The 12,671-nt window shown below is 72.5% G+C and carries 16 protein-coding genes; 3 read left to right on the top strand and 13 right to left on the bottom strand.

Annotated elements, in window-relative coordinates; all coding sequences use genetic code 11:
- Nucleotides 1–20: 20 nt before the first annotated feature.
- The 3 genes from rpsI to QUV83_RS13025 all read right to left on the bottom strand — a co-directional run bounded on the left by rpsI (nt 21) and on the right by QUV83_RS13025 (nt 2,145).
- Entirely contained in the window at nt 21–509 is a 489-nt protein-coding gene (rpsI, locus tag QUV83_RS13015; RefSeq protein WP_289565063.1) for a 30S ribosomal protein S9, read from the bottom strand.
- Between the two features lie 47 nt (nt 510–556).
- The gene (gene rplM / locus QUV83_RS13020) at nt 557–1,000 is read right to left on the bottom strand and encodes a 50S ribosomal protein L13 (protein WP_289565065.1); all 444 of its coding nucleotides are present in this window, start codon (nt 998–1,000) and stop codon (nt 557–559) included.
- Nucleotides 1,001–1,266: 266 nt separating this feature from the next.
- Nucleotides 1,267–2,145: a LysR family transcriptional regulator ArgP gene (locus QUV83_RS13025; protein ID WP_289565067.1), complete on the bottom strand. Its 879-nt coding sequence runs from the start codon at nt 2,143–2,145 to the stop codon at nt 1,267–1,269.
- A 71-nt stretch (nt 2,146–2,216) separates the two neighbouring features.
- On the opposite strand from QUV83_RS13025, the gene QUV83_RS13030 reads away from it, so the two are divergent.
- Nucleotides 2,217–2,828: a LysE/ArgO family amino acid transporter gene (locus QUV83_RS13030; protein ID WP_289565069.1), complete on the top strand. Its 612-nt coding sequence runs from the start codon at nt 2,217–2,219 to the stop codon at nt 2,826–2,828.
- A gap of 12 nt (nt 2,829–2,840) precedes the next feature.
- Here the strand turns inward: QUV83_RS13030 and QUV83_RS13035 are convergent, their stop codons facing one another.
- Nucleotides 2,841–4,523 carry an ATP-binding cassette domain-containing protein gene (locus tag QUV83_RS13035; protein WP_289565071.1) on the bottom strand — a complete coding sequence of 561 codons (1,683 nt, stop codon included), beginning with the start codon at nt 4,521–4,523 and terminating at the stop codon, nt 2,841–2,843.
- Between the two features lie 86 nt (nt 4,524–4,609).
- Here QUV83_RS13035 and QUV83_RS13040 point away from each other — a divergent pair, with 86 nt between their 5' ends.
- On the top strand, nt 4,610–5,086 hold the full coding sequence (locus tag QUV83_RS13040; RefSeq protein WP_289565073.1) for a DUF5709 domain-containing protein: 477 nt from the start codon (nt 4,610–4,612) through the stop codon (nt 5,084–5,086).
- A gap of 37 nt (nt 5,087–5,123) precedes the next feature.
- On the opposite strand, the gene truA is transcribed toward QUV83_RS13040, so the two are convergent.
- Nucleotides 5,124–5,996, bottom strand: a complete 873-nt coding sequence (truA, locus tag QUV83_RS13045; protein WP_289565075.1) for a tRNA pseudouridine(38-40) synthase TruA — start codon at nt 5,994–5,996, stop codon at nt 5,124–5,126.
- Nucleotides 5,997–6,122: 126 nt separating this feature from the next.
- Here truA and QUV83_RS13050 point away from each other — a divergent pair, with 126 nt between their 5' ends.
- Nucleotides 6,123–6,908: an ROK family protein gene (locus QUV83_RS13050; protein ID WP_289565077.1), complete on the top strand. Its 786-nt coding sequence runs from the start codon at nt 6,123–6,125 to the stop codon at nt 6,906–6,908.
- 3 nt (nt 6,909–6,911) lie between these two features.
- On the opposite strand, the gene QUV83_RS13055 is transcribed toward QUV83_RS13050, so the two are convergent.
- From QUV83_RS13055 to QUV83_RS13090, 8 genes are all read right to left on the bottom strand, one after another.
- A complete protein-coding gene (locus QUV83_RS13055; RefSeq protein ID WP_289565079.1) occupies nt 6,912–7,619 on the bottom strand; it encodes an alpha/beta fold hydrolase in 708 nt (235 codons plus the stop codon).
- 96 nt (nt 7,620–7,715) lie between these two features.
- Nucleotides 7,716–8,243: a 50S ribosomal protein L17 gene (gene rplQ / locus QUV83_RS13060; RefSeq protein ID WP_289565081.1), complete on the bottom strand. Its 528-nt coding sequence runs from the start codon at nt 8,241–8,243 to the stop codon at nt 7,716–7,718.
- Between the two features lie 71 nt (nt 8,244–8,314).
- Nucleotides 8,315–9,328: a DNA-directed RNA polymerase subunit alpha gene (locus tag QUV83_RS13065; protein ID WP_289565083.1), complete on the bottom strand. Its 1,014-nt coding sequence runs from the start codon at nt 9,326–9,328 to the stop codon at nt 8,315–8,317.
- Nucleotides 9,329–9,469: 141 nt separating this feature from the next.
- The gene (gene rpsK, locus QUV83_RS13070) at nt 9,470–9,871 is read right to left on the bottom strand and encodes a 30S ribosomal protein S11 (protein ID WP_066582357.1); all 402 of its coding nucleotides are present in this window, start codon (nt 9,869–9,871) and stop codon (nt 9,470–9,472) included.
- 93 nt (nt 9,872–9,964) lie between these two features.
- Complete coding sequence (rpsM, locus tag QUV83_RS13075; protein ID WP_066582356.1) at nt 9,965–10,345, bottom strand: 30S ribosomal protein S13; 381 nt, start codon at nt 10,343–10,345, stop codon at nt 9,965–9,967.
- A 195-nt stretch (nt 10,346–10,540) separates the two neighbouring features.
- Nucleotides 10,541–10,654 (bottom strand): 50S ribosomal protein L36, encoded by a 114-nt coding sequence (gene rpmJ / locus QUV83_RS13080; RefSeq protein ID WP_013117849.1) that lies wholly within the window; start codon nt 10,652–10,654, stop codon nt 10,541–10,543.
- 59 nt (nt 10,655–10,713) lie between these two features.
- Complete coding sequence (infA, locus tag QUV83_RS13085; protein ID WP_024286981.1) at nt 10,714–10,935, bottom strand: translation initiation factor IF-1; 222 nt, start codon at nt 10,933–10,935, stop codon at nt 10,714–10,716.
- Between the two features lie 304 nt (nt 10,936–11,239).
- Complete coding sequence (locus QUV83_RS13090; protein ID WP_289565091.1) at nt 11,240–12,559, bottom strand: LPXTG cell wall anchor domain-containing protein; 1,320 nt, start codon at nt 12,557–12,559, stop codon at nt 11,240–11,242.
- Nucleotides 12,560–12,671: the final 112 nt, after the last annotated feature.

Raw genomic sequence — 12,671 nt, forward strand, 5'->3', positions numbered from 1 at the left:
ATCGGGCCACGGCTGAGTGATCAGCGCTTGGAGTACTGCGGAGCCTTACGGGCCTTCTTGAGACCGGCCTTCTTGCGCTCGACGACGCGGGCGTCGCGAGTCAGGAAGCCAGCCTTCTTGAGCGGCGCGCGGTTGGCGTCCTCGTCGATGACGTTCAGCGCACGGGCGATGCCCAGGCGCAGCGCGCCGGCCTGGCCGCTCACGCCGCCACCGGTGATGCGGGCGATGACGTCGAAGCGACCCTCGACGTCCACCAGCTTCAGCGGGGAGTTGACGAGCTGCTGGTGCACCTTGTTCGGGAAGTAGTCCTCGAGGGTGCGGCCGTTGATCTTCCACGTGCCGGTGCCGGGCACCAGGCGAACGCGGGCGATCGCCTCCTTGCGGCGGCCCAGGGCGTGCCCCGGGGCCGTGATGCTCTGGCCACGGCCCACGGGGGCCGACGTCTCAGAGGTGTAGCTGGTGGGCGTGTCGTCGCCCTCAAGGTCGATGTCGACCGTGGTCTCGGCCACTAGTGGTGTCCTCGCGTCCTGTGTCGTGCTCGCAGCAGGCCGGGGGCCTACTGAGAAACCTGGCTGATCTCGAAGGGCTTCGGCTGCTGTGCCGCGTGCGGGTGCTCCGCCCCGACGTAGACCTTGAGCTTGCTCAGCTGCGCGCGAGAGAGCGAGTTCTTCGGGAGCATCCCGCGAACTGCCTTCTCGATCGCCCGCTCGGGGTGCTTCTCGAGCAGCTCGGTGTACGTGGTCGCGCGCAGACCGCCCGGGTAACCCGAGTGACGGTAGGCGAGCTTGGCCTCGCGCTTGTTGCCCGTGAGGGCAACCTTGTCGGCGTTGATGACGATGACGAAGTCTCCGCCGTCGACGTGAGGGGCAAAGGTCGCCTTGTGCTTGCCGCGCAGCAGCGTGGCCACGTGAGTGGCAAGGCGGCCCAGGACGACATCGCTCGCGTCGATGACGTACCAGTTCCGCTCGACGTCGCCGGGCTTCGGGGTGTACGTGCGCACGGTCGTAGGCCTTCGTTTCGTGTAGCTGAATGTGTCAGAGCGAAGGCCCGCAGGTGGCGGGCCCGCCGTGAGTGCTGTCGGTGGCGTCCCTGGGGACCGGCGAGTGGGAACGCACCGGAACCGCCGTCTGGGAACGGGGGACGCACAACGACACACAAGAGTAGCCGGACGGCGGTCGAAGGGTCAAAACGCGGCAGGATCCACTGGTCATGGGCCGTTCCCATGCCGCCGTGGCACGGGGCCTGGAGGCGTCACGAGCGGGGGCGTCACGAGCGCAGGGCGCGCGCCGCGGCCGCTGCCACTCGGGCGGTCAGGTCGTCGAGGGTCGGCGTCCGCAGCGCCCAGCTCTGCCAGAACAGCGGCACGTCGAGGAACCGCCCCGGGGCCAGCTCCACCAGCGCGCCGTCCGCCAGGTCCCGCGCGACGGCCTGCTCGGGCGCCATCCCCCAGCCGAGGCCGGAGCGGAGCACCTCCACGAAGGCCGCCGACGACGGGACGTGGTGCACGGGCGGCTCGAGCGCCTCCCCCACGACGTCCGCCACGAAACGCCGCTGGAGCGCGTCCACGCGGTCGAAGGCGAGCTGCGGCGCGGCCGCGAGCGCCTCGCGGGTCGGCCCGTCGGCGAAGCGGTCCGCGCGCACCGCCGGGGACGCGACGGCGAGGTAGCGCATCGCCCCGAGAGGCCGGACCCTGCAGCCCTGCACGGCGCGCGCGTCGGCGGTCACCGCCGCCATCACTGCGCCGTCGCGCAGCAACTGGGCGGAGCGGTCCTGGTCCTGGCGGCGCAGGTCGATCAGCACCCCCGGCGGCAGGTCGACGAGTGACGCGGGGAACCAGGTGGACAGCGAGTCGGCGTTGACCGCAATGGCGATCCGGACTGGGCCGGCGCCCTCGGCGCCGAGCTCGGCGCGCGCGTCCGCGGCGAGGAGCCCGATCTGGCCGGCGAGCCGGATGAGCACCTCCCCCTCCGGGGTCGCGCGGCAGGGCCGCGTGCGCAGCACCAGGACCCGTCCGACCTGCTCCTCGAGGGCCTTGACACGTTGGCTCACGGCGGACGGCGTGACATGCAGTGACCCCGCGGCGGCGTCGAAGGACCCCTCGGAGACGACGGCCGCGAGGGCGGCGAGCTGCTCGGGCGAGTACACATCAGTCAGGCTAATGGTTCTTCAGAAACATTCGCTGGATTTCGGAAGCGGCCGCTCCTAGCGTCGGAGGCGTGCCCACCCTCCTCACCGGCTTCGTGACCGCGCTGACCCTCATCGCGGCGATCGGCGCCCAGAACGCCTTCGTGCTGCGCCAGGGCATCCGCCGCGAGCACGTCGTGCCCGTGATCGCCGTGTGCGCGGGCGCCGACCTGCTGCTCATCACCGCCGGCGTCGCTGGGCTCGGGGCCCTCGTCGTCGCGCACCCGGGCGTCCTGACCGCCAGCCGGTACGGCGGCGCCGCGTTCCTGCTCGCCCTCGCGGTCGGCGCGGCCCGACGCGCCCGTCGCCCCTCGGCCCTGGACCCCGCGACACAAGGCCCCGCCACGCTCGGCGCCGTGCTCGCCACCTGCCTGGCCCTGACGTTCCTCAACCCCCACGTCTACCTCGACACGGTGGTGCTGCTCGGCGCCCTCGCGCAGCAGCACGGGCCGACGGGCAGCTGGGTGTTCGGCGCCGGCGCCGGGCTCGCCAGCATCGCGTGGTTCACGGCGCTCGGCGGCGCCGCGACCCGGCTGCGGCCCGTGTTCGCCCGGCCCCGGGCCTGGCAGTTCCTCGACGCCGGCGTCGCCGTCGTGATGGCCGCGATGGCCGTCCTGCTCGTCGTCGGGACGCCGGCGACGTGACGCGCCGGAGCCTCAGCGCACCCGCTCGACCCGCCCGGCGTCCCACACCGGCTCCGGCGTCTCGACCACGCGGCCGTCGGCGCCGAAGACCAGGAACCTGTCGAAGGTCCGGGTGAACCAGCGGTCGTGGGTGACGGCCATGACCGTCCCCTCGAACGCCGCGAGCCCAGCCTCCAACGCCTCCGCCGAGTGCAGGTCGAGGTTGTCCGTCGGCTCGTCGAGCAACAGCAGCGTCGCGCCGCCCAGCTCCAGCAGCAGGATCTGGAAGCGCGCCTGCTGGCCGCCGGACAGCGTGTCGTAGGCCTGCTCGGCGGCCGCCACCAGCTCGTAACGGTCCAACGCCTTGCTCGCCGCCTCACGTCCCAGGCCGGAGCGGTGCCCGTCCCCGCGGTGCAGGATCTCCAGCAGCGTGCGGCCCGCCAGCTCGGGGTGGGTGTGATTCTGCGCGAACCAGCCCGGGCGCACCCGGGAGCCCAGCACCGCGCTCCCGGTGTGCGCCACAGCGGCCACCGCGGTGTCCCCCGCCGGCTCGTGCTCGGGCCCCGGGTCGGAGCCGCCAGCGGCGAGCAGGCGCAGGAAGTGCGACTTGCCCGACCCGTTCGAGCCGAGCACCGCGACCCGCTCCCCGAACCACACCTCGAGGTCGAACGGCTTCATCAAACCCGTCAGCTCGAGCCGCTCCGCGACGACCGCGCGCTTCGCGGTGCGCCCGCCGGTCAGCCGCACCCGCACGTTCTGGTCCCGGGCCACCACCTGCGGCGGCCCGGCCTCCTCGAACTTGCGCAGCCGGGTCTGAGCCGCCGAGTAGCGCGAGGCCAGCCCGTCGTTGAACGCCGCCTTGTTCTTGAGCGTGAACACCAGCGTCTTGAGCTTCGCGTGCTCCTCCTCCCACCGCCGCATGAGCTCCTCGAGCCGGCTGCGCCGGTCGTCGCGGGCCTGCGGGTAGGTGGTGAACGAGCCGCCGTGCACCCAGATGCCCGATCCGGTCGCCGTCGGCTCCAACGTCGCCACCTGCGTCGCCGCGCGGGACAGCAGCTCGCGGTCGTGGCTGACGAACAGCACGGACTTCGGCGACGCGGCGAGCTGGGCCTCGAGCCAGCGCTTGGTCGGCACGTCGAGGTAGTTGTCCGGCTCGTCGAGCAGCAGCACCTCCTCCGGGCCGCGCAGCAGTGCCTCCAGCACCAACCGCTTCTGCTCCCCGCCGGACAGTGTCCGCACCTCGCGGTCCTGCGCGCGGTCGAACGGGATCGACAGCACCGCGTCGGTGACCTGGTCCCATCCGGCCTCGGCCTCGTAGCCGCCGACGTCCGCCCAGTCGACCAGCGCCGATGCGTACCGCATCTGGGCGGGCTCGTCGTCGACCTCCATGATCCCGAGCTCCGCCGCCGCCAACTCCGCGGCGGCGTCCCGGATCGCCGCCGGCGCCAGCGAGGCCAGCAGGTCGCGGATCGAGCGCTCGTCGTCGATCCGCCCCACCATCTGCCGCATGACCCCCAGGCCGCCGCTGCGCGCCACCGAGCCGCCATGCGGGGCCTCGTCCCCCGCGACGATCCGCAGCAACGTCGTCTTGCCCGCGCCGTTCGGGCCCACCAGCGCCACCTTCGCGCCGTCGGCGACCCGCAGGTCCACCTCGTCGAGGAGAGGCCGCCCATCGGGCAGGAAGTAGCTCACGGCGCTGATGTCGAGGTGTCCCACCCCACCAGTGTCCCCGGGCGGCGGCAGTGCCCACGACCATTTTCCGTCCCCTAGCGGGAGCCCGGGCCCGGTGCGAGTGTGGAGGTATGAGCGATGAGACCCCCGGCACCCGCCCCGACCCCGAGACCTTCACCGAGGGCGACAGCGACCAGCTCCCCAAGGAGGACATGCTCGAGGAGCGCGGCGTCGACGACCTCCTCGACGAGGCCTGGTACACCGCGCCCGAGCGCCCCCCGCACAACCGGTTCGGCGAGACGCCCTGGGAGGAGGCGCACGGGGAGACGCTGGACGAGCGGCTCGCCGAGGAGGAGCCCGAGGTGTGGGACACCCCCGGCCCGCGCGTCGACCCGGCCCGCGAGCCCGGCCGCGCCGGTCGGCTGGTGGAGGACGACCAGGCCGTCGAGGCGGGCGTGAACGACCAGTTCGCCATCGACGAGGGAGTCGCCGGTGGCGCCGCGAGCGCCGAGGAGGCCGCCGTGCACGTCATCGAGGACGTCGAGGAGGCGCCGCCGGGGCCCGCGCCGACCAGCCACGACGAGTCCCAGACGGGCAACGCGCCCTGACGTCGCGCCTGGTGCGCCCCGGCCCCGCGCCGCGCCGTCAGCCGCAGGGCCGGTCGAGGTCCTCCGCGCTGCGGATCGCCCGGGTCTGCTCGGCCCGCAGGCCGACCTCGTCGTCCGGCGGGTAGGTGACCTCCTCGAGGGTCAGACCGTGCGCCGGGGCCACCGCGCTGCCGGGGTCGCGCTTGCGGCCGGCGAGCAGCGCCGCGGGCCACGTCACGGGGCGGCGGCCCTCCCCGACGGCGAGGGACGCGCCCACGAGCGCGCGCACCATCGAATGGCAGAAGGCATCGGCCTGCACCCGCGCGACGACCAGCCCCTCGTCGGCGCCCTGCGCCGGGCGCGTCCACGACAGCGCCTCGAGCGTGCGGATGGTCGTGGCGCCCTCACGCGGCTTGCAGAAGGCCGCGAAATCGTGCCGTCCCAGCAGCATCCGGCACGCTGCGTCCATCGCGTCGACGTCGAGGGGCCGTCGGTGCCACAGCACCGAGGCCCGGCGCAGCGGATCGCGCAGTGTCGCCTCGTCGCAGACGCGGTACGCGTATAGCCGGCGCAGCGCCGAGAACCGGGCGTCGAAGCCCGGCGGCGCCACCGACACCCGATGCACCACCACATCGGGCGGCAGCACCCCGGTGAGCCGGATCACCAGGGACTCCTCCGGCGTGCGGGACGAGCGTCCCGGAATCGAGGCCCAGGCCTGCGCGTCCACGTCCACATGCGCGACCTGCCCCCGCGCGTGCACCCCCGCGTCCGTGCGCCCGGCCACGGTGACCTGCACCGCGGGTTGCCGGAGCACGCGCGCCAGTGCCTCGAGGAGGGCCGCCTCCACGGTGCGCAGGCCGGGCTGCCGGGCCCAGCCCGCGAAGTCGGCGCCGTCATAGGCAAGGTCGAGACGGAGGCGTACGAGGCTCACGGGGAAACGCTAACGCGTCCCGTGAGGCGCCGGCGCTGGGCGGGCCGAGGCCGGACATGGGCGGACGCGGGCGCGGGCGCCGGACCCGCGACGCGGGCGGCCCGCACCTCCCGCTAGCGTGGACGGATGCCTGACACGCAGTCCCCCGATGCCGGGCGCGCCGACTGGACCCTCGCCGTGGACTGCGGTGGCGGCGGCATCAAAGCGTCGGTGCTCGACGCGGCGGGCACGATGCACGCCCCCGCCATCCGGGTCCCGACGCCTTACCCGCTCCCGCCGGAGCGCCTCGTCGAGACCATCGCCGAGATCGCCGCCGCCCTGCCGCCCGCCGGGCGCGCGACCGTCGGCATGCCGGGCATGGTCCGGCACGGGGTCATCGTCTCGACGCCGCACTACGTCACCCGATCCGGCCCCCACACCCGCGTCGAGCCGCACCTGGTCGCCCTGTGGTCCGGACGTGACATCCGGGCCGACGTGGAGGCCCGACTCGGGATGCCCACCCTCGTGCTCAACGACGCCGAGGTGCACGGCGCCGGGGTCGTCTCCGGGACGGGCGTCGAGCTCGTCCTCACCCTCGGCACCGGCCTCGGCTCCGCCCTGTTCGACGGTGGGCTGCTCGCCCCGCATCTCGAGCTCTCCCACGCCCCGGTGCGTCGCGGCGCCACGTACGACCAGTACATCGGCGAGGTGGAGCGGTCCCGGCTCGGCGACGCGTTGTGGTCGCGCCGCGTGCGCCGAGTGGTCGACGGCCTGCGCCCGGTGTTCTGGTGGGACCGGCTCTACCTCGGCGGCGGCAACTCCCGGCGGATCAGCCCGCAGACGCTGGCCAGGCTGGGCGACGACGTGGTCGTGGCCCCGAACCAGGCCGGGATCGTCGGGGGTGTGCGCGCCTGGTCGCTGCGCGCCGGCTGACGCTCAGCCGTCGAGCTCGTCGAGCGCCTCCAGGACCACCCGGTTGAACCGTTCCGGCTGCGTCAGGCTCACCAGGTGCGTGGCGCCGCGGACCACCACCAGCCTGCCGTCGCGGGCCGCTGCCACGAACCGGCGCTCCTCGCCCCGGAAATGGTCGTAGCGCCCGTTCACCAACCACACCGGGCACCGCACGGCCCGCAGGTCAGCAGTCGGCCGCAGCGTCGCGACCTCCCGCAGCACGTCGTCCATGACGTCCAACGAGAAGCCCCCGGCGCCCACGTCCACCGCCGCCGCGCCCGCCAGCCACAGGTCCACCATCCGCTGGTTCAGTCGCGCGCCACCGTCGGGCAACCGCCCGATCCCGCGCGCCGTCCACCGCCACGGCTCGACGAGGATCCGCGCCGGACGGGTGCAGCAGGCCGCTGCCACCAGTCCCGCCACCTGCTCGGGGCGCCGGGCGGCGTGCGCGATGCCCAGGTACCCGCCGAGCGACAGCCCCACGACGAGCGCGCGCCCGCCCACCGCGTCGACACCGTCGGCGATCGCCTGCACGGCGGTGTCCACAGTGAACGCCTCGCCGCGGCGCCGCCCATGCCCCGGCAGGTCCACAGCCAACGCGGTGCGCCCAGCGCGCTCCAGCACCTCCACCTGGGCGCGCCACATCGTGCGCGAGGTCCGCACACCGTGCACCAGGACGACGGACAACCCCATCCGTCGACGTTACCCAAGCGCCGGAGTAGACGTCGCCCTGGCACGACGAAGGCCCGGCCCCGAGTGATCGGGGCCGGGCCTTGCGACGCGGTGAGATCAGGCCTTGTCGGCGCTGTCCTCAGTGGTCTCCTCGGCGGGAGCCTCGGCGGCGGGCGTCTCCTCGACGACCTCCTCGACGCTCTCCTCGGCGACGGGCGCCTCGGCCGCGGGGGCCGACTTCTTCGCGGCCTTCTCGGCCTCGCGCACGACAGCCTGCTTCGGCGAGACGGGCTCGAGGACGAGCTCGATCACGGCCATGGGCGCGTTGTCGCCCTTGCGGTTGCCGATCTTCGTGATGCGCGTGTAGCCACCGTCGCGCTCGGCCATGGCCGGGGCGATCTCCGTGAAGAGGGCGTGCACGACGGACTTGTCGCGGACCGTCGTCAGGACGCGGCGGCGGGACGCGAGGTCACCGCGCTTCGCGATCGTGATGAGGCGCTCGGCGACGGGGCGCAGGCGCTTGGCCTTGGTCTCCGTCGTCGTGATCCGCTTGTGCTCGAACAGCGCCGTGGCCAGGTTGGCCAGGATCAGCCGCTCGTGCGCCGGTCCGCCACCGAGCCGGGGACCCTTGGGGGGCGTAGGCATGGTTGTTACTCCTTGAGTTCCAGTGATGGGCTACGCGCAGGGGCCAAGGGCCGTCTGCGCGTTCCCCGGCTTCAGTTGAACTGGTCGTCCTCGACGAACTCGCCCTCGTCGCCCTCGTAGTACGTGGCGGCGGTGGGGTCGAAGTCCAGCGGGCTGTCCTTGAGCGACAGGCCCAGCTCGGCCAGCTTCTCCTTGACCTCCGTGATCGACTTCGCGCCAAAGTTCCGGATGTCGAGGAGGTCCGCCTCGCTGCGCCCGACGAGCTCGCCCACCGAGTGGATGCCCTCACGCTTGAGGCAGTTGTACGAGCGGATCGTCAGCTGGAGGTCCTCGATCGGCAGCGCCAGGTCGGCCGCGAGGGCGGCGTCCGTCGGCGACGGGCCGATCTCGATGCCCTCAGCCTCGACGTTGAGCTCACGGGCCAGGCCGAACAGCTCGACGAGCGTCTTGCCGGCCGAGGCCAGCGCGTCGCGCGGGCTGATCGCCTGCTTCGTCTCGACGTCGACGATGAGCTTGTCGAAGTCCGTGCGCTGCTCGACACGCGTCGCCTCGACCTTGTAGGTCACCTTGAGGACCGGCGAGTAGATCGAGTCGACCGGCACGCGGCCGATCTCGGCGTCGAACGACTTGTTCTGGTTCGCGGAGACGTACCCGCGGCCACGCTCGACCGTGAGCTCGATCTCGAGCTTGCCCTTGTCGTTCAGCGTCGCGATGTGCAGGTCGGGGTTGTGCACCTCGACGCCGGCCGGCGGGACGATGTCCGCGGCCGTCACGACACCCGAACCCTGCTTGCGCAGGTACATCACGACGGGCTCGTCGTTCTCCGAGGAGACGACGAGGTTCTTGATGTTGAGGATGATCTCGGTGACGTCCTCCTTGACGCCCGGCACGGTGGTGAACTCGTGCAGCACGCCGTCGATGCGGATGGACGTGACCGCAGCGCCGGGGATGGAGGAGAGCAGGGTCCGACGCAGCGAGTTGCCGAGCGTGTAGCCGAAGCCAGGCTCGAGCGGCTCGATCGAGAACCGCGAGCGGTTCTCCGAGATGACCTCTTCGGTCAGGGTGGGGCGCTGTGCGATGAGCACGGTCAGTTCCTCTCAGCGAGCGTCCGCCATATGACGCTCCGCAGTACTGCATGCCTGCCGGGTCTCGGTCCACCCGGTCAGGCGAGGCGGGCCGGACCCGGACGCGGGAAGCCCCGCGTCCGGGTCCGGATCACCTGACGATCAGACGCGGCGACGCTTCGGCGGGCGGCAGCCGTTGTGCGCCTGGGGCGTCACGTCCTGGATCGAGCCGACCTCGAGGCCGGTCGCCTGCAGCGAGCGGATCGCGGTCTCACGGCCCGAGCCGGGGCCCTTGACGAAGACGTCGACCTTCTTCATGCCGTGCTCCTGCGCACGACGCGCGGCAGCCTCAGCGGCGAGCTGCGCGGCGAACGGGGTCGACTTGCGCGAGCCCTTGAAGCCGACCTGGCCGGACGAGGCCCAGGCGATGACAGCGCCGGTCGGGTCCGTGATGGACACGATGGTGTTGTTGAACGTGCTCTTGATGTGCGCCTGGCCGTGGGAGACGTTCTTCTTCTCCTTGCGGCGCGGCTTGCGCACGGCGGTACGAGTCTTGGGAGGCATGTGCTTGTTCTCTCCGAGTTTCCAGGTGTGAGGTCGGTGTGACCGACGCGTGGGCCGCGGCGCAAGTCGCGCCTGCTCGGCCCGGCGTCAGTGCTACTTCCGGCCGGCCTTCTTCTTGCCGGCGACGGTGCGCTTCGGGCCCTTGCGGGTACGGGCGTTGGTCTTGGTGCGCTGACCGCGCACCGGGAGGCCGCGGCGGTGCCGCAGGCCCTCGTAGCAACCGATCTCGACCTTGCGGCGGATGTCCGCGGCAACCTCACGCCGGAGGTCGCCCTCAAGCTTGTAGTTGCCCTCGAGGTAGTCGCGCAGCGCGACGAGCTCGGCGTCGCCGAGGTCCTTCACGCGGACGTCGGGGCTGATGCCCGTCGCGGCGAGCGTCTGCTGGGCGCGGGTACGGCCGACGCCGTAGATGTAGGTGAGCGCGATCTCGAGCCGCTTCTCGCGGGGGAGGTCGACGCCGACAAGACGTGCCATGTGCCTGGTGGCTCCTGTGGTGCCTCGGAGGTCTGCCGCACTGCCCTCCCGCATTCTGCGGGCCCCGGCCTCCGAGCCGAGGGTTCGCCGGGCCGTCCCTGTCGGGCGGCGCCGGAGTGGCGGTGCGCTTACTGGTCCCCACCGGAGGCGGTGGACCGGGTGGTGCTGCTCGGGTGCGCCCCGAGCGTCAGGGCATCAGCCCTGGCGCTGCTTGTGGCGCAGGTTCTCGCAGATCACCTGAACGCGACCGTGCCGGCGAATCACCTTGCACTTGTCGCAGATCTTCTTGACGCTGGGCTTGACCTTCATGGCGTGCTTCCTCCGCCGCCGCTGCACCCTTGCGGGCCGGCGGCGTGTTCGAGTGGCGGTTACTTGTAGCGGTAGACGATCCGGCCGCGGGACAGGTCGTACGGGCTCAGCTCGACGACGACCCGGTCCTCGGGGAGGATCCGGATGTAGTGCTGTCGCATCTTGCCCGAGATGTGGGCGAGAACCCGGTGGCCGTTGGCCAGCTCCACGCGGAACATCGCGTTCGGCAAGGCCTCGACAACGCTGCCTTCGATCTCGATGACACCGTCCTTCTTTGCCATATCCTCCGCTATCTCTCTGAATGGTGACGAGCCGCCCACTCACACCCGCCCTGGCCGAACGCTCTCGCGCGCGATCAGATCCGCGTGTTCGTGGATTGGTGCCGGCAGCCCGCAAGAGGGCGCACACACCCGACGGACCATCCTACGGCATGCACGACGCGGAAGAAACCGCGCCTAGACAGGCGACCCACGTCGGGCGCCCTCCCCCCAGTGTCCCCCGCACACGGCGACGCCGCACAGGCACGTGTCCTGTGCGGCGTCGCCGTCATGCGCGCGGCCCCTCGGCGGGCGGGGCCGCTTGTCGTCAGGCGTCCTCGCGGGCGGCCCGACGGCGGTAGAACACCAGGCCGGCGCCGGCCAGCAACAGCACTGCCGCGCCGCCGAGGACCGGTCCGACGGTCGAGCCGGTCGCGGCGAGCACGCCGCCGGAGCCGCCGGACGGAGCCGCCAGCACCTCAGACGTGTACGTCGGGGACGGCGACGGCGTGGCCGCGAGCACCTCGGAGGACGGCGAGACCGACGGGGTCGGCGTCGGCTCGGTCGTGGGCTCGACTGACGCCGACGGGGTGGGCGTCGGGGTCGGGCACACGGTGCGCTCGTCGGCAGTCAGATCGCGCAGGCCACGCTCGGTCGAGGACGTGGGCTCACCCTTGACCCACACGCCGTCCACGAGCTCGAACTTCGTCGTGGTCAAGGTCCGTGTGCGCTCGACGGTGGTCGCGTCGCAGGCCCACGTGCCGTCCACCCACTCGCCCGTCTCGACGAGGTCCTCAGGCTGCGCGGGCGTCGTCGGCGTCGGCGCCGGGGTCGTGGGCGTCGGCGCGGGAGTGGTCGGCTCGGGGCTCGGCGTCACGGTCGGCGTCGGGGTCGGCGTGGAGGTCTCGCAGTCGGGCACCGTCAGGAACCCGCCCAGCTCGGAGTGCAGGTCCCCGGTGACCGGCGGCCAGCCCAGCACGCCGATGTCCGCCTTGCGGTCGACGACGGGGGGCAGCACCGACTGCGGGCCCCAGACCTTGTCCTGCTGGACGCCCCAGCCGGCGCCGCAGACACCCTCGGGCAGCAGGCTCGCGTCGAGCTCGGTCTTCCAGGACCAGCCGTTCCACGAGGCCACCAGGACCTGGCGGCCGCTGTTGTACCAGCCGGCAGGCTCGTTGGGGTTGTCCTTCGGGTACACGTACAGCCCCGTCGAGCGGACCTTGATCTTGCAGTCGTCACCCAGGATGTCGGCGCCGGACACGCCGTTGAACGTCGTGGTGAGGTTCTTCCCGGACGACTTGCCCACCGCGGGGACGATGTCCCACGCGCCGGCGTTGACCTTCGAGGCCTTGACCTTGTCCACCTTCCAGGTGAAGTCGCCCACGACCGCGCCGTCCTTGCCGGAGGGCGGGGTCTGGTCCTTGGGCGCCTTGGCCGAGCGGCAGATGGTGACCTTGTCGCCCGATCCGCCACCGCCGTGGCCATTGCCGCCCTTGTCGCCCGATCCCCCGGTGGCCGACGCGGAAGCGCTCGCCGCCACCGCGAGGATCCCGACGAGGCCCCACGCGGCCACCGTGCGGACCGCACGCAGGCCGACGGCCTTCCGATCGTGACCGGTCCCGGCCGGCGTCATGCTCCTGCGCATCATGCTCCATCCACTGCTTCGGCGACGTGCTGGCGAGGGCTGGCAGACCCCGCCGACTGGACACGGGACCCGATCCAGCGCGCACCACGCGCCCATGCGGACGCTGGCCCCACCA

This window comes from Cellulomonas cellasea (genome assembly GCF_030372105.1).
Classification (GTDB): domain Bacteria; phylum Actinomycetota; class Actinomycetes; order Actinomycetales; family Cellulomonadaceae; genus Cellulomonas_A; species Cellulomonas_A cellasea_A.